Below are 23,117 nucleotides of genomic sequence, written 5' to 3'. Positions count from 1 at the left end.
GTCGCCAGCGCTGCAGGCGTCTGTACGTTGCTCTTCATTACACTCATGTCTTCTCCATTTTCATGTTCGGGCGTCCTGTTCATCGACAGTTTGGTCTTCGCTTGCAGGACGGGGAGCAGGTCCGCCTGTCCAGCAGTTCGGCGGAGTGTATCCCGAAAATTGCGGCAAAAATACTGGCCAAAATGCGCCTCCACCGGCCTTGACAGCCTCGCGCAAAAATTCTGCACGGCTGGAATCCGCACTCGTGCAGATTTTGTTATTGATGGCTTAAAAGCCCCACTATTCGATCCAGCTGCCACCTCTGCGCCAGCGACCGTGCCGCCAGCGCTGCGGGACCAATGCACGGAAGTGCAGTATCAATACGATTATTTGCACCCTTGTAATATCTTCACCATTCGCGTTATTTCGGTGACGGTGCGCCGGTGTCCTTTTGCTACCCGCCTGGCCCGTGCCGGCGACGCGGAATGCCGCGCTATTTGGCGCGGTATCGCATTGCTAAAGCAGCACGCAGACCGATCAGTTGCACACGTTTCATTGGATAATCAGGAGCCGAGCGTATTGAATTGGACTCATCAAGAGCCATGGCGCTCATGGTCGCCGTGGGGGACGGGGCGACGAATGTTGAATTGGGAATTGCGCTACGCTAGGCGGTACGCACGCAGATTGGGTACACCCATGAATGCGGCCGCGCTCAGCGCAGCCGGCGAAATATGCACCTTATGGCGCCGGCTTCCGCACCTCTTTTTTGCATACTTCCCGGAATGCCTTGGGCGTGCATTCGTATTCTTCCTTGAAGAGCTTATTGAAATACGAGGAATTCTTATATCCGACCGAATAGGCGATTTCCGCAATACTGGCGCTGGTGTTTTCCACCAGGAGGCGCGATGCTTCGGTCAACCTGAGCTTGTTCAAGTACCCGATAAAAGTGTACCCCATCTCCGCTTTTAATATGTCGTTGACCTTATTGCGGTTGACGCCGGTTTCCGAGACCACGGTTTCCAGATCCAGTTCCGAATCCGCATAACGCGTCGCCAGCAACCTCAAAATGGCGGATTTTTCCCTTTCCCGGTGCGGCTCCAGCGCCAGCTGCTGGTACGCCACCAGCGGCAGGTCTTTCTGCATGCGCGCGTGCAGGTCGTTGGCCAGGGCCACTGCGTACTGCTTGACGCACCAGAATGCGAACCCGGCCCAGGCCAGTATCAGGAACGCGGCGAAAAAATACAGATAACCGTATTTCCGCTCGTGCATTTCGATGCCAGCGATTTCGATACGCGACGGGGTGCCGACGCGGCTCGCATGGCTGGTGGTGACTTCAATCAGCCCGACCTTGGCCAGCGAGTAGCCCAAGTCGGAGGGGTCGAGTTTGTTCAAGGTGAGCCACCATTGCTGAATGGTCAAATGGGTCAGGTCGAGTTCGACGCGGCCACCGTCCGGATTGCAGCTGACGTATGCCGTTGGCATGCGGTAGGTCATCAGCTCATCCAGTTTGGACAGCTTGTCATCGAAGGTGGCCAGGCCGACCCGGATGGTACCTGCGGGGAAGCAGCGCGCCTCGAAACTGATCTTGCCGAACCTGGACCAGTCGAACAATGCCGGCTTGCCGCTGCGGTCTCTGAAAAGCAGCCCAGTTGTCACGTAGGAATTGGGATCGCTCCCTGACAGAACATACTCCACGATCAGGCGCTCGGCATCGACTCGCGCGTTCAGGTCCGTCGCGTCTTTGGAGCTATGCGTGCGCAACTTCCAGGAAAAATCTTCTTGCTCGAGCAAGGGGACGCGGTGATAGCTGCGGCTGACGCACAGAAACCCGACCAGGATACTCACACCGAGCAGCAGGACCAGCCGCAGCAATGCCTTTGAATATAACGCGTGCATATAAATAAAAGTTGGATGGCCGGACAGCGGCAAGCCCGCCGGGCAACGGTACGGCGGCAGTCGTCAGGACTCGCAATGTACAGCATGGCATGCCGTCTGTCACTATGCCGCTGATGCACGCGACAGTGGCGCGCGCAGCGCTGTCACAGAGTGTGCCGCCCCCCCTGCACGTTCATGTGGTATTGCCGCCATGCCCAAACCCGTCGTCGCCAGGCGCTCTTGTCGACCGGAGCGCAAAACGACGTCACGAGCTAAGTGAGCAAGCGCGCGACGCGTGCATGCGAGCTTCGCCAATACGCGCCTGTTCGGAGGAGAAGGCCTCCGCCCTACTTTGCTACTGGTTCTCGTCTGGCGAAGAAATTAGCCGCGCGCTTACCCACCAGCGCGCCTTCGCCTAGATCGTTCGAAGTGCTGCAGCCTCAAAAAAATATTCGGTACAGCGGTGAAGGCCGCCTTCAGGCGCGTTTGCCGCCGGTTGCTGAACACGTAGGCCGTGCCATCGCCGGGTGCTTTGCCCAGCGCCTGCTGCACATGCAGCGACAGCCGGTCGATGCCGGCGCGAATGTCGACCGGCTGGGTGGCCAGCCAGACCGCATCTGCCCGCAGCTCCATCACAGGCTGCGCAGGAGCTCGGCCAGCCAGCTCACTGGTATTGCTGCGGGTAATTCGAGCGACCAGTCTCGTGCCGCAAGCTTGATCGTCCCATTCGCCTGAACCGGCTTGACCAGTACCGGAATCAAAGCCGGCGTCTTCCCCGACATGCCCAGAAAGCGCTTTTTCCAATACGCGATCTGGCGCGGCGGCCAGCCCTGCTGCAGCGCGAAGCCATGCATCGATTGCCCGCTGGCCTTCCACATCGCCATGCGCTCTTAGCACAATGCTTCCTTGTCTTTCTCCGTCATTCGGGTCTCCGATAAAAAGCTCGGAGTATCCACGTGCTCAGCACGAAATCACAGATGGGACGGTTGAACGCTTACACCCGTCAAAATTGGTTGGCAAACATCCTTCTACTACCCAGACGTCTCCGACCAATTTGGCTTTAAGGGGTTCTTCAGACTGAATTTGAGCCTTCCCGTATATCTGAGAAAGAATGCATAAAAATCAATTGCAAGCCGTTCCACGCAGTTGGCTGTCTGGGGCCGAGGTCAGAAAACCAGTGTTTCAGCAGCCTACTAAGTTGAACATTTCCGACCTATGCTATTTACAATCGAGCTGAGCACTGGCGCAATAGCGTTACGATAACTATCTGGCTCAATCGTTCCTTTCCCAACAAAAATTATTTTTACGTTTTTCGCATCAGAATGTTTTACATGCACACTCAACGAAGGTATTGTTTTTTTCAAGCCTCACATTTAAAACAATATCTCCAGGTATAGAATTCACGTGATCAATTCCAATGTTGGGAACGTTCACCAATGCAGATAACAGACACTGTTCGATATTCGCATTACTTACTATTATGGAGCGCTCCTGTGTCCAGACAGCGTCAGAAATTAATTCATCGCATCCCGACGAAATTGTCGCCACTAGAAAAAGACATATCCAAAACTTCAGCCACTCAAGCCGCCCTCGATAAATTAACGTCATCATAATTTAATGGGTGATTAATCAGTATTACCTGGGCTTCCCAAACAAGGCCGCCCCTATTGGTTATGATGAAAATGTTTTCTGCAGCGAATTTATCACGTCGACTGGGACACCTAACAACTCTAACAGCTCGTGGCGGATGGCGCCGATATCCAACAGAGTGGTATCCGGCGTTGGATCGATGAATAAATCCAAGTCGCTATCCTCTGTATCACATCCCTGGAGCACCGAGCCAAAAACTCGAGGATTACAGGCACGATGCTCCTCCACGATCCGGCGAATCGCGTCACGGTGTGTCTGGAACGCGGTGGAAGGCTTCATTTCGCCTGATGTTGGGTGTATCTCAGGCGATTCTAACATCATGCCGCACAGCCCCCCCTGGATCTGACGACATGTTTTTGAATTTCAGAAATCAACTATAAATTCAACTCACCTGAAAACGCAGTGCAAATACCCATGGCTACGGCCTGCATATGGTGACCCATGGTATCGACGGGCAATTTGAAATCCGAGCGCACCCACTCTTTCGCCATCTGGTAAAGCGCGCCCAGTATTCCCTGCGCTAATACATAAGCCGTCAAAGTGCTGGGGCTACTTTGCACCACTCTGGACAAGAACCAGTCGACAAATAGCTGCGTGGACTTCGCCATTTCCTGTGCATAGTGGGCATCGACTGCAGCACTGACACCCTCCATCTCAAACAGAACGATCCGCCCGGCAGCGGGACACTCCACCAAGTCGGAGAAATAGGTATGCGCCGCAACCCGTATACGCTCCGAAACAGAGTCGCCAACTTGCTCCATTGCCTCAACTGCCCGTTGGCGCATGCCATCCATAATGACCGTGCAGGTTGCGCAGAGCAACGCCTCACCGTTGGCGAAAGACTCATAAAAATAGCGCTCCGTTAGCCCCGCCGCCAGACACACCATCTTGACTGATGTGGCACGGAAACCATGCGCTCCATATAGCTCAATACCGACTTCAATGATGCGCTTCCGGCGCTCGCCGACCCGCTCGCCGGCACTCCGCCCCCGATAAACCTTAGAGCTCGAAGGGATGACCTCAACGTCCACATCCTTCATGCGCCACCTCCCGTGAAATTTCATATTGACATGATAGCGTGTCAGAAATAAGATATCAACAGACATGAGCTCATGTCACTTGAGGACGCACGCCGCACCCGGCACCACAAGGCATAGACGCTAAGGAGACCTGCCATGCAACGGCAAGATATTGATTTCACTTCCGAAGGATTGCGCTGCTCAGCGTGGTTCTACCCCGCAAACAGCAAGGGCCAGCGACCGTGTGTCGTGCTGGCCCACGGACTTGCCGGCATCAAGGAGATGCGCCTTGATGCCTATGCCGCAAAGTTCGCCGAAGCCGGCTACCACGCCCTCGTGTTCGATTACCGGCACTTCGGTGACAGTGCCGGCGAGCCCCGGCAATTGCTCGACATTGCGAAACAACATCAGGACTGGAGGGCCGCGATCGCCTACGCCCGCAACCGTCCGGATGTCGACGCGACCAAGATCGTTCTTTGGGGCTCCTCGCTCAGCGGCGGTCACGTTGTCGCCATCGCCGCGCAGGACAGGAATATCGCAGCAATCATCTCGCAAGTACCCCATATGCTCGGTCCGACTTCAGGCTTGGCTGGCGGATTGTTGGCTGGAACCCGCCTGACCATCCACGCGCTCATCGACCGACTGGGAAGTTTGATCGGATTGCAGCCCCATTATGTCAACGCTGCAGCTAAGCCAGGTCGGCTTGGATTAATGACGGCACCTGGGGCGGCCCACGGGTATTTGAAACTCGTCCCAAAGAGAAAGGCGTTCGACCAACGTGTGGCTGCCCGCTTCGTTTTTGCCGCCATGCGCTACTCTCCAGGCAAGTATTTACGGCACTTGACCATGCCGTCGCTTCTCCAGGTGGCCGCTAACGACCTGACAACACCTGCATCCGCCGCCTTGCGATCTGCCCGCGGCGCCACGATTGTCACCGTCAAGAAACATAGTGCTGACCACTTCGATCCTTATGTCGAACCACTGTTCAGCGCCTTCATTGCTGAGCAATTGGATTTCCTGACGCAGCACCTGGATTCCATACCGCAGCCTACCGTTAAGAGCAATAAACCGGCCGTTTTCATCACTGGTGCGGCTAAAGGGATAGGCGCGGAAACTGCCTTGCTGTTTGCACGGCAAGGGTACCGTGTAGGTGTTACCGATATTAACCACGGCGACCTGGACGCCTTGAGGCAAGCTCTTGGCAATGGTCATTTCTATCGCCAACTGGACGTGACAAAGCCAGATGAGTTTGCCTCTGCGTTAAGTGATTTTGCGGCAGAGAATGGCGGCGCCATCGATGTGCTGATTAACAATGCCGGCATCGCTTTTATTGATGACTATGAGGCGCTTCCGCTGATGAAACACCTTGCCGTCACCGAAGTGAATGTAAAGGGCGTTCAAATCGGTACCTATCACGCCCTGCCTTATCTCAGGAAGAGCGAGCGCCCCACCGTGATCAACATGTGCTCTCTGAGCTCGGAATATGGCGTACCTAGTGAGGCCTCATATTCGGCGAGCAAGTTTTGGGTCAAGGGTTTCACAGAGGCTCTGAATATCGAGTGGGAACGCTATGGAATCTACGTCTGTGACGTGATGCCCAATTTCGTCGCTACCCCCATGATGGAGGCGGCACACGGAAAAATCGTTGAATCAATCGGCGTATTTCTTCAAGCACACGACGTCTCTGCTGTCATCTTGAAGGCGGTAAAAACCCGCAGCAACGTCCACTGGGAAGTCGATACCTGGCGGCCCCGCCTGCTCCGGGCAGTCAGCAGGTTGCTACCCAAAACAGTGCGCAGAGCTGCCATACAACATTTATCAGGCTATTAACTTCGATAAATCAACAGATCATAACCAATCATATACACGAGACAACATACAAGCAAAAAGGTCGTTGATGATAGAAACCGCATCACCAACGACCTTTTATCTATCGCATTAAATCAATGACTCAAAGCGAGCTCGTCACTCCCACTCGATGGTCGCGGGCGGCTTGCCCGAGATATCGTAGACCACGCGGTTGATGCCGCGCACTTCGTTGATGATGCGGTTGGACACCTTGCCCAGCAGCGCGTGCGGCAGGTGCGCCCAGTGCGCGGTCATGAAGTCCTGCGTCTGCACGGCGCGCAGCGCCACCACGTATTCGTAGGTGCGGCCGTCGCCCATCACGCCCACCGACTTCACCGGCAGGAATACGGCAAACGCCTGCGACGTCGCCTCGTACCAGTTGGTCGGCACGCTGTCCTGGTCGAAGCCGGGCACCACCACCGGCTCGTACGGCGTGTTGCGCAGCTCTTCGATGAAGATCGCATCGGCACGGCGCAGCAAGTCGGCGTAGTCCTTCTTCACTTCGCCGAGGATGCGCACGCCCAGGCCTGGGCCCGGGAATGGATGACGGTAGACCATGTCATGCGGCAGGCCCAGCGCCACGCCCAGCTTGCGCACCTCGTCCTTGAACAGTTCGCGCAGCGGCTCCAGCAGCTTGAGCTTCATCGTCTCCGGCAGGCCGCCGACGTTGTGGTGGCTCTTGATGGTCTGGCCCTTCTTGCCCTTGCCGGCCGACTCGATCACGTCCGGGTAGATGGTGCCCTGCGCCAGCCACTTGGCGTTGACCAGCTTGCCCGACTCGACCTGGAACACCTCGACGAATTCGCGGCCGATGATCTTGCGCTTCTGCTCCGGATCGGCAACGCCGGCCAGGTGGCCCATGAACTGATCTTCGGCGTCGATGCGGATCACCTTGACGCCCAGGTTCTTGGCGAACATGTCCATCACCATCTTGCCTTCGTCCAGGCGCAGCAGGCCGTGATCGACGAACACGCAGGTCAGCTGGTCGCCGATGGCGCGGTGGATCAGCGCGGCGGCCACCGACGAATCGACGCCGCCGGACAGGCCCAGGATCACTTCATCGGTGCCCACTTGCGCGCGGATTTTCTCGACCGCTTCCGAGATGTAGTCCGGCATGTTCCAGTCCGATTTGCAGCCGCAGATCTCGTGCACGAAGCGGCCCAGCATGGCCTTGCCCTGCACCGTGTGCGTCACTTCCGGGTGCCACTGCACGCCGTAGAAGCGCTTCTCTTCGTTGGCCATGGCGGCGATCGGGCAGCTCGGGGTGTTACCCATCAGGACGAAGCCGGGCGGCATGTCCAGCACCTTGTCGCCGTGGCTCATCCATACCTTCAGCATGCCGTGGCCTTCTTCGGTGACGAAGTCGTTGATGCCGTCGAGCAGTTTGGTGTGGCTGCGGGCGCGCACTTCGGCGTAGCCGAATTCGCGCACCAGGCCGTTCTCGACCTTGCCGCCCAGCTGGGCCGCCATGGTTTGCATGCCGTAGCAAATCCCCAGCACCGGCACGCCCAGTTCGAACACGGCATCCGGCGCGCGCGGGGCGTCGCCTTCCAGGGTCGAGCTGTGGCTGCCCGACAGGATCACGCCGGCGGCGCCGTAGTTGCGCACGAACTCGTCGCTGACGTCATACGGGTACACTTCCGAGAACACGCCGGAGTCGCGCACGCGGCGCGCGATCAGCTGGGTGACTTGGGAGCCGAAATCGAGAATGAGGATTTTTGAGTGCATGAGTAATGTACTGGAGAGGTAAAGAATAGAAAAACGCCGGCTTAGCTAAGCCGGCGTTGCAAGGACTGGTTAGTCGCCGGAACGGTAGTTCGGCGCTTCCTTGGTGATTTGCACGTCGTGCACATGCGATTCGCGCATGCCGGCCGAGGTGATCTCGACGAACTCGGCTTTGTTACGCAGCTCGTCGATGGTGGCGCAGCCGCAGTAACCCATCGATTGACGCACGCCGCCGACCAGCTGGAAGATGATCGCCAGCACGCTGCCCTTGTAGGCGACGCGGCCTTCGATCCCCTCGGGCACGAACTTGTCGGCCTTCATGGTGGCGTCCTGGAAGTAGCGGTCGGCCGAACCGTCAGACATGGCGCCCAGCGAGCCCATGCCGCGATACGACTTGTACGAACGGCCCTGGTACAGGATCACTTCGCCTGGCGCCTCTTCGGTGCCGGCAAACATGGAGCCCATCATCACGGTCGACGCGCCGGCCGCCAGGGCCTTGGAGATGTCGCCCGAGAAGCGGATGCCGCCGTCGGCGATGCACGGCACGCCGGTGCCTTCGAGCGCCTCGGCCACGTTGGAGATCGCGGTGATCTGTGGCACGCCGACGCCTGCCACGATGCGGGTGGTGCAGATCGAGCCCGGACCGATGCCGACCTTGACCGCGTCGGCGCCGTATTCGACCAGCGCCTTGGCGGCGGCCGCGGTGGCGATGTTGCCGCCGATGACGTCGACCTGCGGGAACTTGGTCTTGATCCATTTCACGCGGTCCAGGATGCCTTGCGAGTGGCCGTGGGCGGTGTCGACCACCAGCACGTCCACACCGGCAGCGACCAGCAGTTCGATCCGCTCTTCATCCTTGGCGCCAACGCCGACTGCGGCGCCGACCAGCAGCTTGCCCTGCGAGTCTTTCGACGCCAGCGGGTGCTCGGTGGATTTCTGGATATCCTTAACGGTGATCAGGCCGCGCAGTTCGAAGGCGTCGTTGACGACCAGCACGCGCTCGAGGCGGTGCTTGTTCATCAGGCGCTTGGCTTCGTCGCGGTCGGCGCCTTCCGCGCCCTCTTTGACGAACACCAGCTTTTGACGCGGCGTCATCTTGGCGCGGGCTTCGGCTTCGAGTTCCTGTTCGAAGCGCAGGTCGCGGTTGGTGATGATGCCGACCACTTCCTTGCCTTCGACGACAGGGAAGCCGGAAATGCCATATTGCTCGGTCAGCTTGATGACGTCGCGGATCTTCATGGTCGGTGGGATCGTGATCGGATCACGCAGCACGCCGGCCTCGAAACGCTTGACGCGTGCCACTTCGCGCGCCTGATCTTTCGGATTCAGGTTCTTGTGGATGATACCTATGCCGCCCTCTTGTGCCATGGCGATCGCCAGGCGGGCTTCGGTGACCGTGTCCATCGCTGCGGACAGCAGCGGGATGTTCAGACTGATGTTGCGGGTCAGGCGAGTTTTGAGGGACGTATCGGCAGGCAGAACATTCGAGTACGCGGGGACGAGAAGCACGTCATCAAACGTGAGTGCTTTTTGGAGAAGACGCATAGCATTTCCTATAGGCGCAAAAGCAGATTATACAGAATCAGCCGTGGTTTGTCCGAAACTTCTGCAAACCGCCGGAGACGGCCGCCGCCTGCCTCGTCGAAAATTTACTTGCCTCACGTAATGTCTTCCCGACCATGTTGCAAAAAAGCCTCGACTCTGGACTCTAATTGCGGGGGCCATCAACTACTGCTGTGCTAGCCAATATCGGGCATGGGAGCGCTTTCAGGCCCGGATTCGTGGATATTTTATAAATAATATATATAGATAGCCAAGAAAAATTGCTGTACTTTATTAAACGTAGTCATTTGGGCCAGAGGCACACAACCGTTGCCGTCTGACATGTTCAACGCGCTCGCTTGCCGTAGCGAATTGTATGCAAGCAAACAATACCATTGGGGCATCATGAACTTGAATAAATACCTGATCGGACTCGTAGCCACCGTTGCTACCAGCTCCGTCTTCGCCAGTCCTTTGCTAAACGAAGGATTCAATGACATCAGCACCCTCGGCGCCAGCGGCTGGGTGATGACCAACAACAGCACCGGCTCGGTTGGTGGCGTCAATAACGAGGTTGGTTCGACCAACTGGTTCCAGGGCAACCCCGCCTATTTCCCCGCTGCTTCCAACCCCGCCAGTTCCTACATCGCAGCCGACTATACCAACGCCACCTACGGCGGCGCCATCAGCAATTGGCTGATCACGCCGGAAGTCGCCATGACGAACGGCGAAAAGCTGAACTTCTCGATGCGCCTGCTCGGCGAGAGCAGCCTCGGCGCGGTCGATAAGGTTGAAGTCTATTACAGCACGCATGGCGCAAGCGCGAATGTGGGCTCATCGACCACGTCGACCGGTGACTTCGTCCTGCTGCACCCAGCGTTCTCCAGCACCGACGGCAGCGACTGGAAAGAAGATTATTCCCTGTCATTGTCGGGCCTGTCCGGCGCGACCACCGGCCGCTTTGCATTCCGCTACGTCGTGGACGACAACTCGCTTAATGGCAACTACATCGGCATCGACTCGGTCAACATCAGCGCCGTGCCGGAACCAAGCGCCGCGCTGATGCTGCTGCTGGGCCTGGGCGTGGTAGCGTTCAGCCGCAAGAAACTGCGCCTGCTGGCTCTGGCCGGCCTGTCGGCCAGCGCCCTGGTGGCGCAAGCGGCCGAGCCGCAAACTGGCGCCAACGGCCTGATGAGTTTTCCGAACGCGCGCGTCGTCGTCGCGCCTGAGCTAAGCGCGAACGCCGCGCCTGCCGGCGCCGGCATGGTGGCCTACAAAGATGCGAGCACCGGCCAGCTGGTCGGACCTTCGGCCGAGCAAGCCGCCGAACTGGCCGCAGCAGCCGTACCTGCCACCAGCGCCAAGGCCGGTGGCCGTCTGGCGTTGGGCGGCCGCATTGCCCCGCTGACCACCGCAAAGGGCGGCATCGGCCGCAAGCTGGACGACTCCAGCGTCAGCTTTGCCGTGATCCACAAGGATGCCGACGGCAAGCTGGTCGAGTCCTGCGTCCCCGGCGAAGATGTCGCCCACCACCTGGCGCACGGCCCTAGCCTGCCTGCCGTGAAAGGAGAACAACAATGAAGCGCCTTACCCTGAACGCCCTGGCCGCCGCTGCCGCCTGCCTGTTCGCCTCCTCCAGCTGGGCTGCCGCGACGATCGTCATCGTCAACGGCGATCCTGCCAACGTCGGCTTCAATGACCCGACCGTGGTCGCACCGGTCGGCGGTAACGCCGGCACCACGCTGGGTGTGCAGCGCCTGAACGCGTTCCAGGCCGCCGCCAACAAATGGGGCGCCACGCTAACCAGCTCGACCACCATCCGCGTGCTGGCCACCTGGGAACCGCTGACCTGCACCGCCACCTCGGCTGTGCTGGGCAGCGCCGGCGCCACCGAGGTGTTCCGCGATTTCGCCGGCGCCCCGCAAGCCGGCGCATGGTATGGCAAGGCCCAGACCGGCAAGCTGACCGGCAGCGATCCTGACACAGACGTCGCCGACATCCGCGCCCGCTTCAACATCAACCTGGGCAAGTCGACCTGCCTGTCCGGTTCGCCGTTCTACCTGGGCCTGGACGCCAACCACGGTACCGCGGTCGACCTGGTCACGGTGCTGACCCATGAATTCGGCCACGGCCTGGGCTTCCAGACCTACACCAACGGATCGACCGGCGCGCAGCTGAGCGGCACGCCCAGCATCTGGGACTTCTACCTGAAGGACACCACCACCGACAAGCTGTGGAAAGACATGACCGACGCCGAGCGCGCCGCCTCGTCGCTGAAGTCCGGCAAGCTGGTCTGGAACGGTCCGATCGCCAACAGCTATGTCAGCACCGTGCTGCAACAAGGCGCTCCGGCCTTGACCTTGCTGAGCCCGGCCAACATCGCCGGCACCCTGCAGGTCGGCACCGCCAGCTTCGGCCCGGCGCTCAGCAGCCCTGGCATGACCGGCGAAATCATGCCGGTGGTCGATACCGCGCCTAACCTCGGTCTGGCTTGCGGCCCGCTGTCGGCGCTCAACGCCGCCGCCGTCAACGGCAAGATCGCCCTGGTGGACCGCGGCGTCTGCGCCTTCACGATCAAGGCCAAGGCCGTGCAGGACGCCGGCGCGATCGGCATGATCGTCGCCGACAACGCCGCCGGTTCGCCTCCGCCCGGCCTGGGTGGTTCGGATCCCAGCGTCACCATTCCAGCGGTGCGCATCTCGCAGAGCGACGGCGTTGCGCTGAAAACGGCCCTGGCCAAGCGCACCCGCCTGCACTCGAACGTGTTTGCCAACCTCGGCGTGAACCTGGCCCTGCGCGCAGGCGCCGATACCGCGGGACGTTTGCTGATGTTCGCGCCTAACCCGTACCAGGGCGGTTCGTCGGTGTCGCACTACGACGTCAGCGCCTTCCCCAACCTGCTGATGGAACCGGCGATCAACAACGACCTGACCCACGAGGTAACGCCGCCGTTCGACCTGTCCTTCCCGCTGCTGCGTGATGTAGGCTGGTAAGCACCGCCGCGGCGCGTGGCTGGCCCGTCCGGCAGCCACCTCCGACCAGCCCGTCGCCCCCGGGACGACGGGCTTTCTCGTTTACTGTTGACAGTTGCCGCAAATCATGGCGAAATCGGTGCCTGCCTTACTGGTTTCTGGAGCGTCACCATGACTGACCGTACTTTGCATTGCCTGGCCGGCGCCCTGCTGCTGGCGGCCTCCTCGCTGGCGATGGCCCAGTACATCTGGATCGACGACAAGGGCGTCAAGCAGTTGTCGGACCGCCCGCCGCCGCCCTCGGTGCCGGAGCAGCGCATCCTGAAGGCGCCCGGCAAGGCGCCGTTCAACCCCAATGCCGAAGCCGAAGCGCCAGCGACCGAAGCTGCGCCGGAAGCGCCCGTCAAGCGGCCGCCGACGCTGGCCGAGCGCAATGCCGACTTCAACAAGCGCAAGGCCGACGCCGCCGCGGCGGACAAAAAGGCCGCCGAGGAAGCCCAGCAAAAAGCCGATATCGCCGCCAATTGCGACGCCGCCCGCAAGAACCAGCAGGCGCTGGCCGACGGCGTGCGGCTGACGAATTACGACAGCAACGGCGAACGCGGCATCATGGGCGACGCCGAACGTGCCGAAATGGCAAAAAAGAACCAGAAAGTGTTGGCTGGATGCAAATAGCCCCTGTCGGCGGACCGCCAAGCTGCCGTATGATATCGCTATCAACAAGCGCCAGCGATTACCTCCTATGAAGACAGCAACGAACAAGAGCCGCGCAAGCGGCCGCATCACTTTGGCGATGGTGGCCGAGCACGCCGGCGTGGCGACCATGACCGCCTCGCGCGCCATCACCCAGCCGGACATGGTGTCGCAGGCGCTGCGCGACCGCGTGGACAAGGCGGTCGCCGAACTGGGCTACGTGCCCAACCGCGCCGCCCGCGCGCTGGCCTCGTCGCAATCGAAGGTGATCGCGGTGCTGGTGCCGTCGCTGTCGAACGCGGTGTTCACCGAAGTGCTGGCCGGCATCCAGGATGCGCTGGATGCCGACGACTACCAGATCCTGATCGGCAATACCCGCTACTCCGACAAGGAAGAGGAAAAGCTGATCGGCACTTATCTGCAGTCCAATCCCGACGGCATGCTGCTCTCCGGCCTGAGCCACAGCCCGCGCGTGCAGCAGATCCTGACCCATTCGCGCGTGCCGGTGGTGTCGATGATGGACATCTCGGCCGATCCGTCGCAGCTGACGGTGGGCTTCTCGCAGGTGCAGGCCGGCTACGCGATGACGCGCTACCTGATCGACAAGGGCCACAAGCGCGTCGGTTTCCTCGCCGCTCAACTGGACGAGCGCACCCTGCGCCGCGCCGAAGGCTATCGCCAGGCCATGCAGGAAGCCGGCCTGCTCGACAGCAAGCTGGAGGTGATGGTGGGCGAGCCGTCCACCATCGCGCTGGGCGCCGAGCTGCTGGGCCGCATGCTGGCGCAGGCGCCCGACTGCGACGCCATCTTCTGCTGCAACGACGACCTGGCCCACGGCGCCGTCTACCAATCCCAGCGGCGCGGCATCGCCGTGCCGGGGCAGCTGGCCATCTGCGGCTTCAACGACCTGCCCGCCTCGGCCTGGATGAATCCCTCGCTGACCACGGTCGCCACGCCGCGCTACCGCATCGGCTACGAGGCGGCCAAGCTGCTGCGCGCCGTCATCAAGGGCGAACAGCCGGCCAGCCGGCAGATCGACCTCGGCTTCACGCTGATGGCGCGCGAGAGCGCGTGAAAACGGCGCGCCGCCGCTGCGCCGCAGCATCAAATCTTGTTTACAAATTTTGCCAAACGCCTACACTGCGATCAGCATTGTTAGCGCTACCAATTGAATGAGACGACTCAACCGGTGAACACTCCCCTGACCTGGCGCGAAAAAATCAGCTACGGCGTTGCCGATATGGGCTTCAATTTTTATTGGACCAATATCGCCACCTTCCTGCTGATTTTCTACACCGACGTTTTCGGCATCTCGGCCGCAGCAGCGGCGGCGATGGTCTTCGCCATCAAGCTCGTCAACGCCTTCACCGATCCGCTGATCGGCGCCCTGGCCGACCGCACCCGCACCCGCCACGGCAAGTTCCGCCCTTACCTGATCTGGCTTCCCGTGCCGCTGGCCTGCGCCGCCGTCCTCACCTACACCACGCCCGACCTGCCGGAGGGCGGCAGGATCGCCTGGGCCTACGGCAGCTATCTGCTGATGATGGTCTGCTACACCTGCATCAACATCCCGTACAACGCCCTGTCCGGCGTGCTTTCGGCCGATCCGCAGGAGCGCTCCACCGTCAACGGCCTGCGCTTCGTCTTCGCCTTCGCCGGCGGCACGCTGGTCACGGCGGCCACGCCGGCGCTGGTGCGCTGGCTGGGTCACGGCGACGATCGACTCGGCTGGCAGCTGACCATGCTGGCGTGGGGCGTGCTGGCCTCGGCGCTGTTCGCGCTCACCTTCCTCAATACGCGCGAGCGCATCGCACCGCCGGCCGCGCAGGACAGCAAGGTCTGGCAGGACGTGCGCGACCTGTCGCGCAACCGGCCGTGGATGGTGCTGTTCTTCCTGGCGCTGATCATCATGATCACCATCACGCTGCGCACCACCAGCGCGGCCTACTACTTCAAGTACGTGGTCGGCAGGCCGGAGCTGATGCAGGGCTTCGTGCCGGCCTATATGCTCTCGGCCGCCGCCGGCGCCGCCCTGACGCCGCTCCTGACGCGCTTCATCGACAAGAAGGCGCTGATGATGATCCTGATGAGCATCACCGCCCTGCTGTCGCTGGCCTTCTTCTTCGTCGGCAAAGAGCAGGTCACGCTGATGTTCGCGCTGCAGATCGCCACCGGCCTGGCGCTGGGCCCGAAATCGCCGCTGGCCTTCTCGATGTACGCCGACACCGCCGACTACAACGAATGGCGCACCGGCCGCCGCGCCACCGCAATGACCTTCGCCGCCGCCACCTTCTCGCAAAAGCTGGGCACCGCCGTCGCCGTGGCCGTCATCGGCTGGCTGTTCACGCGGCTGGGCTATGTGGCCAATGTGGCGCAGACGTCCGGCTCGCAGGCCGGCATCGTCTGGCTGATGTCCCTGATACCGGCGGCGTTCGCGCTGTGCGCCGTCGCCGTGATGTTCTTCTATAACCTCGACAATGCCACGCTGGCCGGGATCCAGACGGACCTGGCGGCGCGCAAAACAACCATGGAGACCGCTTGATGTTGCGCCCTACCCACGACGGCGACCGCTACGAACTGACCAGCCCCACGGCCATGCCGCGCGCGGCAGGCTTCCTGTGGAACCGTAAAATGATGATACAGGCGACCTGCCGCGGCTACGCCACCGCCCAGTTCATGCAGCCGGAGCCGGCCAAGTATGCCTACGCGCCCAACCTGGAGGCCAAGACCTTCATGCAGCCGGAGCAGAACTACTACGCGCATCATCCGGGCCGCTTCTTCTACATCAAGGACGAGGAAACGGGCGAGCTGTTCTCGGCGCCGTACGAGCCGGTGCGCGCGCCGGTGGACGCGTTCACCTTCTCGGTCGGCAAAAGCGATATCGGTTGGGCCGTCGAGCACCTGGGCGTGCGCGTCGAGCTGACACTGAGCCTGCCGGTGGAGGACGTGGTGGAACTGTGGTCGCTGCGCGTGACCGACCTGTCCGGCCGCGCGCGCAAGCTGAGCGTGTACCCCTACTTCCCGATCGGCTATATGTCGTGGATGAACCAGTCCGGCGAATACCGCGCCGACCTGGGCGGCGTGGTGGCCAGCTGCGTCACGCCGTATCAAAAGGTGGACGACTACTTCAAGCAGAAGGATTTCAAGGACAAGACCTACTTCCTGTGCGAGGAAGCGCCGCAGGCGTGGGAGGTGCAGCAGACAGCCTTCGAAGGCGAAGGCGGCCTGCATCATCCGTCCGCCATCCAGGCGGAGCAGCTGTCCAACGGCGACGCGCGCTATGAAACGCCAGCCGCCGTGGTGCAGTACCGGCTGGCGCTGGCGGCGGGCGCATCGCACGACTACCGCTTCATCTTCGGCCCAGCCTTCGACGACGCCGAGATCCGCGCGGTGCGCGGCAAATACCTGAGCGCCGCCGCCTTCGACGCGGCGCGCGCCGATTACGCCGCCTACATCGCCGGCGGGCGCGGCTGCCTGCGGATCGAGACGCCGGACCCGGACCTGGACAACTTCGTCAACCACTGGCTGCCGCGCCAGGTGTTCTATCACGGCGACGTCAACCGCCTCAGCACCGATCCGCAGACCCGCAACTACCTGCAGGACAATATGGGCATGAGCTACATCCGCCCCGGCGTGATGCGCGCCGCCCTCCTGCACGCCTTGTCGCAGCAGGAGGCCAGCGGCGCCATGCCGGACGGGATACTGCTGGCCGAGGGCGCGGAACTCAAATACATCAACCAGGTGCCGCACACCGACCATTGCGTGTGGCTGCCGGTCGCGCTCAAGGTCTATCTCGACGAGACCGGTGACTACGGCATCCTCGACGCCGACGTGGCCGGCCATGACGGCGGCACCGCCCTCACCGTCGCCCAGCGCATGCACCGCGCCATGGACTGGCTGCTGCAGGCGCGCGACCAGCGCGGCCTGAGCTACATCGCGCAAGGCGACTGGTGCGATCCGATGAACATGGTCGGCTACAAGGGGCGCGGCGTGTCCGGCTGGCTGACGGTGGCCACCGCCTACGCGCTGAACCTGTGGGCGGAGATCTGCGAACAGCACGGGGAAGCATCGCTGGCGGAAAGCGCCGGCCGTTACCGCGCCGGCGCCGTGGCGGTCAACCGCGCCGCCAACGAACACCTGTGGGACGGCCAGTGGTACGCGCGCGGCATCACCGACGACAACGTCACCTTCGGCATCGGCAAGGATGCGGAGGGCCGCATCTGGCTCAATCCGCAGGCGTGGGCGATCCTGGCCGGCAGCGCCGACGCCGGCCAGCGCTCCTCCATGCTGGAACAGGTGGAGCAGCAGCTGGCGACGCCCTACGGCGTGGCGATGTTCGCGCCGCCGTACAGCGCCATGCGCGACGATGTGGGACGCGTCACGCAGAAGCATCCCGGCTCGGCGGAGAACGGGGCGGTCTACAACCACGCCGCCGTGTTCTACATCTACAGCCTGTACACCATCGGCGAAGGCGAACGCGCTTACCGGCTGCTGCGCCAGATGATCCCCGGCCCCGACCAAGCCGACTATCTGCAGCGCGGCCAGCTGCCGGTGTTCATCCCCAACTACTATCGCGGCGCCTGGCGCGAGTATCCGCGCACGGCCGGCCGCTCCAGCCAGTTGTTCAACACCGGCACCGTGTCATGGGCCTACCGCTGCTTCATCGAAGGCCTGTGCGGCCTGCAGGGCGACGGCGACGGCCTGCGCATCGCGCCGCAACTGCCCAAGGCATGGGATGCCATCAAGGTCACACGCGAGTTCCGTGGCGCGACGTTCGAGGTATCGATACGACGGGCGGATGTCGCGGACATCCAGGTCTGGCGCGACGGCGAGCGTCTGGCCGATGCGCGCGTGGCCGGCATCGTGGCCGGCGAAGTCCAGGCGCTGGAGGTGTTGATTCCGCGCTGAACGATAGCTGCGGCGCGCTTGCGCAAACCGGCGCGGCGATCGGCCGCCGCGTCGTACACTGGCGCGAAAAGCAACCAGGAGATCGCCATGCAATTCACCAAGCATGCGGAACTACAACGGGCTCTGGCCGACGCCGCACCGGACATCGTTGCGCCGCCCTTGACGCTGCTGCCGGCAGCCCCGCTAGCACCGGCCGAAATCGCCGACGAGCACCTCAATATCGTGCGTCACAAGGACAGCGGCTGCATCCAGTTCGTGTTCCCGGCCGGGACCGCGCCCATGCTGCTGGTGCCCATGCACCCGGCCGCAGGCCGCATGGACTGGATCAAGCAGGCCGCCCTGCGCGTCAGCGAGCGCATGACGCAGCAGATGGCCGAGACCATCGAAGCCCACAACAAGCAGGAAGCCTTGCTGAGCCTGCGCCACGGCTGGCGTCAGCCGGCGACGGCGGCGGAACTGGCGGCCTCGCGCGGACGCAAGGTGCTGCTGTTCGTGCACGGCGTGTTCAGTTCCGTCGAAGGCGCGTTCGCCGACCTCGCGTCGGACGGCACCATGCAGCAGCTGCTGGCGCGCTACGACAACCAGGTGTTCGGCTACGACCACTGGACCATCGCCAGGACACCGCAGCAGAACGCGCTGGACCTGCTGGCACTGTTGCCGGCCGATGCAGGCTGGGAGGTCGATATTATCTGCCACAGCCGGGGCGCACTGGTGGTGCGTTCGCTGCTGGCGTCCGCGCCGAACGCCGGCGACGCCGTGCTGGCCGCGATCGGCAAGCAGCGCGCGGGCCGGATCGCCAGCGTGGGCAAGGTGTTCTTTGTGGCGGCGGCCAATCAGGGATCGCCGCTGGCGTCGAAGGAAGATATCCGGCACTTCCTCAACGTGGCGGCCATGTTGGCCTCGTTCAGCGGCGGCATGGCGCTGGACCTGGTGATCGGGCTGGCGCGGATGGCGGTGTCGCTGGGCTTCGAGCTGCTCAGCGTGAAGGCGCTGGCGAGCGGCTCGGCGCTGATCGGGCAGCTGAACCGCGGCGATACGCTGCTCGCCAGCGCCAGCACCTACTACGCGCGCGCCGACTTCGATTTCGGCCATTCGAAGCTGGCGCAAGCCGGCACGCTGATCGACCGCATGCTAATGCAAACCGACAACGACGTGGTGGTGCCGTACGACGGCGTGCTGCTGCCCGAGGCCCAGGTGGCCGAGGCCAACATGCTGACCTTCGGCACGCCGCAGCAAAAACAGTCCGAGGTCTGGCACACGGAATTCTTCAAGCAGCCGAAGCTGCGCCAGTTCCTGATCGAGCGCGCAGCCTGAGCGTCAGGCGGCAGCCTTGCGCCGCCGACGGGCGTGCTTGGGATCGGCGATCAGCGGACGGTAGATTTCAACGCGGTCGTGCTCGCGCAGCACGGTGTCCAGCGTCTTCTTCCTGGCGTAGATGCCGACCTGCATGGTGACCAGGTCGACCTCCGGCGCCTCCTGCAGCACGCCGCTGATGGCGATAGCTTGCTCGATGGTGGTGCCCACCGGCACCCGCAGCGCGCGCAGGAACTGCACCGCGTCGCTGGCGTAGCACACTTCGATGTTGAAGGTTTCAGCCGCCATACACCGTCTCCGCCCGCTTGCAGAAGGAATCGACCATGCTGTTGGCGATCATGCCGAACACCGGCCCCACCAGCTGCGCCAGCAGGGCGCTGGAGAACTCGTAGTGCAGGTCCAGCTCGATCTTGCAGGCGTCCTCGCGCAGCGCCTTGAAGGTCCACACGCCGTCCAGGCACTTGAAAGGACCGTCCACCAGCTTCATCTTGATCTCGGTCGACGGCGTGTTCTGGTTGGAGGTCGTGAAGCTCTGCTTCACCCCGTGGTAGTTGATGCCGACGCTGGCCGTCACCGTATTGCCGTCGCGTTCGCGGATTTCCACACCACCGCACCAGGGCAGAAATTTGGGATAGTCCTCGATCGCGGCGACCAGATCGAACATCTGCTGCGCGCTGTAACCGAGGAAAACTGATTTGTGTACTACTGCCATAGTCTAACCATTTGCTATGATGTTGAATTATTCGCGTTTCTGTGCGCGAAGCAGTAGTTTAACCGATACCATCCCATGACCATAGCCGATAACAAAAAAGCCTTTTTTGACTACTTCATCGAAGACCGCTACGAAGCCGGCATCGTCCTTGAAGGTTGGGAAGTCAAGGCCATCCGCGACGCCCGCGTGCAGATCAAGGAAGCCTACGTCACCATCAAGGGCGACGAGCTGTTCCTGTTCGGCGCCCACATCAGCGCGCTGCCGACCGCCTCCACCCACATCAGCCCGGAGGCGGTGCGCACCCGCAAGCTGCTGCTGCACCGCCAGCAGATGGACAAGCTGATCAGCAAGGTCGAGCGCTCCGGCTACACCCTGGTGCCGCTGAACCTGCATTACAAGGGCGGCCGCGTCAAATGTGAAATCGGCCTGGCCAAGGGTAAAAAGATGCACGACAAACGTGCCACCGAGAAAGACCGCGACGGCAAGCGCGAAGTGGCAGCCGCCATGAAGACCAACCGCCGCTAAAAAACCCCGCCGCACTGTTGCGCGCCCTGTACAAAACCCGGTCCCGCACCGGGTTTTTTATCGCCCGACGAGTTTCTAATTAGAAACACCCATGCTAAACTGGCAGAAGAATGATTTTACATTCGCGGCTGTTGCCTGCCCATGGCGCGGCGGCCGCGAACCGGACTGGACTCTTGACGACGAGGCAAAGATGGCGCTGAAAACTGCAATGGCTCTGGCAGCCGGAATCTTGCTCGCAGGCTGTGCCTCGCGCTACACGCCGACCCCGGTGGCGAGCAACTTCCCCACCACCAAGCAGGCCAAGCTGCAGGCGGCCTACCACTGGGGCGTCATATCCGACAATATCGAGAAAAGCATCGTGGCCGAGCTCAAGAAGAGCCCGCCGCGCCCGGTGTTCCTGAACGAGCCGCGCGAGCCCAGCCCGTTCCAGCGCGCGCTGACCACCCAGCTGACCACCTCGCTGGTCAACGACGGCTACATGGTCACGCGCACCCCGGCCGGCTCGCTGAAGATCGACATGGACGTGCAGGCCGTGACCTTCACCGCCAACCGTCCGCAATACCGCTACCACGGCGAGCGCGCGGCGCTGGCCACCGGCGTATGGGTGCTGAGCGAGATCGAGGCGCCGCTGATCGCCAGCGTGGCCGCCGGCGCCGGCGCCTGGGATTCCTACGACTGGTTCAACGCCCAGTTCGCCCCCGGCGCCACGCCCCGCACCGAAATCATCGTCACCGTCTCGGTCTCCGACCAGTTCCGCTACGTGGCGCGCAGCACCTCGGCCTATTACGTGGCCGACAGCGACCGCATCCTGTACGGCATCATCGATCCCGAACCGGAAGAACCCAAATTGACCCGTATCTTCAAAGTCCGCGGAGACATGTAATGCCGACCCACGTTTTGACCCTGGCCCGCGCCTCCGTGCTGGCGCTGCCGCTGCTGCTGGGCGCCTGCTCGTCCGCCCCCGTCAAGGACGAAGGCAATTATTCGACCATCTCCTCCAACCAGTTCATCGACGCCAACTACAAGGCCGCCGATTCGCTGATGCACCAGCTGAACGGCAAGCTGATGGCCGACAAGCCGCTGATCATGGCCACCGTGGTCAACATCGACGCGCTGGAACAGACCACGACGCTGGGCCGGCTGGTGTCCGAGCAGCTGTCGACGCGCCTGGCGCAAGGCGGCCTGAGCATGCTGGAGATGAAGCTGCGCAACAGCGTCTACCTGAAGCGCAACCAGGGCGAGCTGATGCTCACCCGCGAGATCGGCGAAGTGGCCACCGCCCACAACGCGCAGGCCATCGTGGTCGGCTCGTATGCGGAGACCTCGGACATGGTGTTCATCAACATCAAGGTGATCCAGCCGAACACCAACTTCGTGCTGGCCGGCCAGGATTATGTGCTGGCCAAGGAAGCCATCGTCCGCTCGATGCTGCAGCGGAACTAGGCTACAACAGGCGCGGCAGCACTTCGCTGGCCGTCGCCTCCACCTTCAGGCCGATCAGGTCGTCCGCCCGGGTCTTGCCCAGGTTGATGGCAGCGATCGGCTTGCCGGTCGCCGCCGCCAGCTTGCAGAAGCGGTAGCCGGAAAACACCATCAGCGACGAGCCCACCACCAGCAAGGCATCGGCCTGCTCCATCAGGTCCAGCGCGGCCGCCGTGCGCGCGGGCGGAATGTTATCGCCGAAGAAGATCACGTCCGGCTGCAGGGTGCCGCCGCAGGCGCCGCAGCTGGGCATGTGGAAGTCCTGCAAGGCATCGAGCTCGATCTCGGCGTCGCCGTCGGGGCGCGCTTCCGGCACGATCTCGCCGCCGGCCGCGTCGGCCGCCGCCAGCGCCGGATTGGCCGCGGTCAGCCAGGCCTGGATGTCGGCGCGCCGGTGCAGCGTGCGGCAGTCCAGGCAGATCACGCCGTGGATATTCCCGTGCAGCTCGATCAGCCTGCTGGTGCCGGCGCGCTGGTGCAGGCCGTCGACGTTCTGGGTGATCAGCGCGTCGATGCGGCCGGCCGCCTCCAGCTGGGCCAGTGCCTGGTGGCCGGCGTTGGGCGCGGCCTGCGCCAGGGTCGGCCAGCCGGCCATGCTGCGCGCCCAGTAGCGGCGCCGCACCACCTCGGACTTGCGGAAATCCGGCCCCTGGATGGGCGTGCGGCCGCGCCGGACGCCGTCCTTGTCGCGGTAATCGGGAATGCCGGAAGCGGTGCTCAGGCCGGCGCCGGTCAGCACCAGCACGCGCCGGTGGCGGTGCAGGAAAGTGTTCAGATGGTCAACTTGTTGGCTCAGGTTCATGTGCGCCATGTTAGCCGAGATTGATGGTGGTAGCATGGGACGATTAAATTTCCCGGCTTGTAGAACCGTTT

At 62.2% G+C, this 23,117-nt stretch carries 22 protein-coding genes; 11 read left to right on the top strand and 11 right to left on the bottom strand.

Features of this window, described 5'->3' with window-relative positions; all coding sequences use genetic code 11:
• Positions 1–717 precede the first annotated feature (717 nt).
• The 6 genes from ACEN9O_RS21905 to ACEN9O_RS21880 form a co-directional block, all read right to left on the bottom strand.
• Positions 718–1,908 (bottom strand): helix-turn-helix domain-containing protein, encoded by a 1,191-nt coding sequence (locus ACEN9O_RS21905; RefSeq protein WP_495613915.1) that lies wholly within the window; start codon positions 1,906–1,908, stop codon positions 718–720.
• 339 nt (positions 1,909–2,247) lie between these two features.
• Positions 2,248–2,487, bottom strand: coding sequence for an IS66 family insertion sequence element accessory protein TnpB (gene tnpB / locus ACEN9O_RS21900; protein ID WP_495613914.1), 240 nt, complete (start codon positions 2,485–2,487; stop codon positions 2,248–2,250).
• Positions 2,487–2,738, bottom strand: a complete 252-nt coding sequence (gene tnpA, locus ACEN9O_RS21895) for an IS66 family insertion sequence element accessory protein TnpA (RefSeq protein WP_495613913.1) — start codon at positions 2,736–2,738, stop codon at positions 2,487–2,489. The genes tnpB and tnpA overlap by 1 nt, the downstream gene beginning before the upstream one ends.
• A 76-nt stretch (positions 2,739–2,814) precedes the next feature.
• Positions 2,815–2,967 (bottom strand): NTF2 fold immunity protein, encoded by a 153-nt coding sequence (locus tag ACEN9O_RS21890; RefSeq protein WP_495618516.1) that lies wholly within the window; start codon positions 2,965–2,967, stop codon positions 2,815–2,817.
• Between the two features lie 558 nt (positions 2,968–3,525).
• Positions 3,526–3,783 carry a nucleotidyltransferase family protein gene (locus ACEN9O_RS21885; RefSeq protein ID WP_495613912.1) on the bottom strand — a complete coding sequence of 86 codons (258 nt, stop codon included), beginning with the start codon at positions 3,781–3,783 and terminating at the stop codon, positions 3,526–3,528.
• A gap of 95 nt (positions 3,784–3,878) precedes the next feature.
• Entirely contained in the window at positions 3,879–4,610 is a 732-nt protein-coding gene (locus tag ACEN9O_RS21880) for a TetR/AcrR family transcriptional regulator (protein ID WP_495613911.1), read from the bottom strand.
• Positions 4,611–4,679: 69 nt separating this feature from the next.
• Here ACEN9O_RS21880 and ACEN9O_RS21875 point away from each other — a divergent pair, with 69 nt between their 5' ends.
• A complete protein-coding gene (locus ACEN9O_RS21875) occupies positions 4,680–6,353 on the top strand; it encodes an SDR family oxidoreductase (RefSeq protein WP_495613910.1) in 1,674 nt (557 codons plus the stop codon).
• Between the two features lie 135 nt (positions 6,354–6,488).
• Here ACEN9O_RS21875 and guaA read toward each other — a convergent pair whose 3' ends face one another.
• Entirely contained in the window at positions 6,489–8,099 is a 1,611-nt protein-coding gene (gene guaA, locus ACEN9O_RS21870) for a glutamine-hydrolyzing GMP synthase (RefSeq protein ID WP_495613909.1), read from the bottom strand.
• A gap of 69 nt (positions 8,100–8,168) precedes the next feature.
• Positions 8,169–9,641, bottom strand: coding sequence for an IMP dehydrogenase (gene guaB, locus ACEN9O_RS21865; protein ID WP_495613908.1), 1,473 nt, complete (start codon positions 9,639–9,641; stop codon positions 8,169–8,171).
• 402 nt (positions 9,642–10,043) lie between these two features.
• Between guaB and ACEN9O_RS21860 the strand changes: the two genes are divergently transcribed.
• The 7 genes from ACEN9O_RS21860 (at position 10,044) to ACEN9O_RS21830 (ending at position 19,525) form a co-directional block, all read left to right on the top strand.
• Positions 10,044–11,219, top strand: a complete 1,176-nt coding sequence (locus ACEN9O_RS21860; RefSeq protein WP_495613907.1) for a choice-of-anchor J domain-containing protein — start codon at positions 10,044–10,046, stop codon at positions 11,217–11,219.
• On the top strand, positions 11,216–12,631 hold the full coding sequence (locus ACEN9O_RS21855) for a PA domain-containing protein (protein ID WP_495613906.1): 1,416 nt from the start codon (positions 11,216–11,218) through the stop codon (positions 12,629–12,631). Before ACEN9O_RS21860 ends, ACEN9O_RS21855 begins: the two co-directional genes overlap by 4 nt.
• Positions 12,632–12,781: 150 nt before the next feature.
• Positions 12,782–13,285, top strand: coding sequence for a DUF4124 domain-containing protein (locus tag ACEN9O_RS21850; RefSeq protein WP_495613905.1), 504 nt, complete (start codon positions 12,782–12,784; stop codon positions 13,283–13,285).
• Between the two features lie 67 nt (positions 13,286–13,352).
• Positions 13,353–14,378: an HTH-type transcriptional regulator GntR gene (gene gntR, locus ACEN9O_RS21845; RefSeq protein ID WP_495613904.1), complete on the top strand. Its 1,026-nt coding sequence runs from the start codon at positions 13,353–13,355 to the stop codon at positions 14,376–14,378.
• Between the two features lie 114 nt (positions 14,379–14,492).
• Positions 14,493–15,845 carry an MFS transporter gene (locus ACEN9O_RS21840; RefSeq protein ID WP_495613903.1) on the top strand — a complete coding sequence of 451 codons (1,353 nt, stop codon included), beginning with the start codon at positions 14,493–14,495 and terminating at the stop codon, positions 15,843–15,845.
• A complete protein-coding gene (locus tag ACEN9O_RS21835) occupies positions 15,845–18,211 on the top strand; it encodes a GH36-type glycosyl hydrolase domain-containing protein (protein ID WP_495613902.1) in 2,367 nt (788 codons plus the stop codon). The genes ACEN9O_RS21840 and ACEN9O_RS21835 overlap by 1 nt, the downstream gene beginning before the upstream one ends.
• Positions 18,212–18,298: 87 nt before the next feature.
• Entirely contained in the window at positions 18,299–19,525 is a 1,227-nt protein-coding gene (locus tag ACEN9O_RS21830; RefSeq protein WP_495613901.1) for a DUF7379 domain-containing protein, read from the top strand.
• A 3-nt stretch (positions 19,526–19,528) separates the two neighbouring features.
• On the opposite strand, the gene ACEN9O_RS21825 is transcribed toward ACEN9O_RS21830, so the two are convergent.
• Together ACEN9O_RS21825 and ACEN9O_RS21820 are read right to left on the bottom strand one after the other, a co-directional pair.
• Entirely contained in the window at positions 19,529–19,813 is a 285-nt protein-coding gene (locus ACEN9O_RS21825) for an RnfH family protein (RefSeq protein WP_495613900.1), read from the bottom strand.
• Complete coding sequence (locus ACEN9O_RS21820; RefSeq protein ID WP_495613899.1) at positions 19,803–20,237, bottom strand: type II toxin-antitoxin system RatA family toxin; 435 nt, start codon at positions 20,235–20,237, stop codon at positions 19,803–19,805. Before ACEN9O_RS21820 ends, ACEN9O_RS21825 begins: the two co-directional genes overlap by 11 nt.
• A 75-nt stretch (positions 20,238–20,312) precedes the next feature.
• Here ACEN9O_RS21820 and smpB point away from each other — a divergent pair, with 75 nt between their 5' ends.
• From smpB to ACEN9O_RS21805, 3 genes are all read left to right on the top strand, one after another.
• The gene (gene smpB / locus ACEN9O_RS21815) at positions 20,313–20,762 is read left to right on the top strand and encodes an SsrA-binding protein SmpB (RefSeq protein ID WP_117011295.1); all 450 of its coding nucleotides are present in this window, start codon (positions 20,313–20,315) and stop codon (positions 20,760–20,762) included.
• Positions 20,763–20,991: 229 nt separating this feature from the next.
• Complete coding sequence (locus tag ACEN9O_RS21810) at positions 20,992–21,645, top strand: hypothetical protein (protein ID WP_495613898.1); 654 nt, start codon at positions 20,992–20,994, stop codon at positions 21,643–21,645.
• Positions 21,645–22,205, top strand: a complete 561-nt coding sequence (locus ACEN9O_RS21805; protein ID WP_495613897.1) for a FlgO family outer membrane protein — start codon at positions 21,645–21,647, stop codon at positions 22,203–22,205. The genes ACEN9O_RS21810 and ACEN9O_RS21805 overlap by 1 nt, the downstream gene beginning before the upstream one ends.
• A 1-nt stretch (position 22,206) precedes the next feature.
• On the opposite strand, the gene ACEN9O_RS21800 is transcribed toward ACEN9O_RS21805, so the two are convergent.
• Positions 22,207–23,055 (bottom strand): NAD-dependent protein deacetylase, encoded by an 849-nt coding sequence (locus tag ACEN9O_RS21800; RefSeq protein WP_495618515.1) that lies wholly within the window; start codon positions 23,053–23,055, stop codon positions 22,207–22,209.
• Between the last annotated feature and the right edge of the window lie 62 nt (positions 23,056–23,117).

It is taken from the genome of Duganella sp. Dugasp78, from assembly GCF_059491455.1.
Note: the sequence above shows the minus strand (reverse complement) of the source record. Positions and strands in the feature narration are given on the sequence as shown.

Coding starts and splice junctions, on each gene's coding strand:
- tnpB (WP_495613914.1), bottom strand. CDS start 2,487: ATGGAGCTGCGGGCAGATGCGGTCTGGCTGGCCACCCAGCCGGTCGAC.
- ACEN9O_RS21885 (WP_495613912.1), bottom strand. CDS start 3,783: ATGAAGCCTTCCACCGCGTTCCAGACACACCGTGACGCGATTCGCCGG.
- ACEN9O_RS21825 (WP_495613900.1), bottom strand. CDS start 19,813: ATGGCGGCTGAAACCTTCAACATCGAAGTGTGCTACGCCAGCGACGCG.
- ACEN9O_RS21820 (WP_495613899.1), bottom strand. CDS start 20,237: ATGGCAGTAGTACACAAATCAGTTTTCCTCGGTTACAGCGCGCAGCAG.
- ACEN9O_RS21855 (WP_495613906.1), top strand. CDS start 11,216: ATGAAGCGCCTTACCCTGAACGCCCTGGCCGCCGCTGCCGCCTGCCTG.
- ACEN9O_RS21880 (WP_495613911.1), bottom strand. CDS start 4,610: ATGTCTGTTGATATCTTATTTCTGACACGCTATCATGTCAATATGAAA.
- ACEN9O_RS21805 (WP_495613897.1), top strand. CDS start 21,645: ATGCCGACCCACGTTTTGACCCTGGCCCGCGCCTCCGTGCTGGCGCTG.
- ACEN9O_RS21860 (WP_495613907.1), top strand. CDS start 10,044: ATGAACTTGAATAAATACCTGATCGGACTCGTAGCCACCGTTGCTACC.
- ACEN9O_RS21875 (WP_495613910.1), top strand. CDS start 4,680: ATGCAACGGCAAGATATTGATTTCACTTCCGAAGGATTGCGCTGCTCA.
- ACEN9O_RS21850 (WP_495613905.1), top strand. CDS start 12,782: ATGACTGACCGTACTTTGCATTGCCTGGCCGGCGCCCTGCTGCTGGCG.
- smpB (WP_117011295.1), top strand. CDS start 20,313: ATGACCATAGCCGATAACAAAAAAGCCTTTTTTGACTACTTCATCGAA.
- tnpA (WP_495613913.1), bottom strand. CDS start 2,738: ATGGCGATGTGGAAGGCCAGCGGGCAATCGATGCATGGCTTCGCGCTG.
- gntR (WP_495613904.1), top strand. CDS start 13,353: ATGAAGACAGCAACGAACAAGAGCCGCGCAAGCGGCCGCATCACTTTG.
- guaA (WP_495613909.1), bottom strand. CDS start 8,099: ATGCACTCAAAAATCCTCATTCTCGATTTCGGCTCCCAAGTCACCCAG.
- ACEN9O_RS21835 (WP_495613902.1), top strand. CDS start 15,845: ATGTTGCGCCCTACCCACGACGGCGACCGCTACGAACTGACCAGCCCC.
- guaB (WP_495613908.1), bottom strand. CDS start 9,641: ATGCGTCTTCTCCAAAAAGCACTCACGTTTGATGACGTGCTTCTCGTC.
- ACEN9O_RS21800 (WP_495618515.1), bottom strand. CDS start 23,055: ATGGCGCACATGAACCTGAGCCAACAAGTTGACCATCTGAACACTTTC.
- ACEN9O_RS21830 (WP_495613901.1), top strand. CDS start 18,299: ATGCAATTCACCAAGCATGCGGAACTACAACGGGCTCTGGCCGACGCC.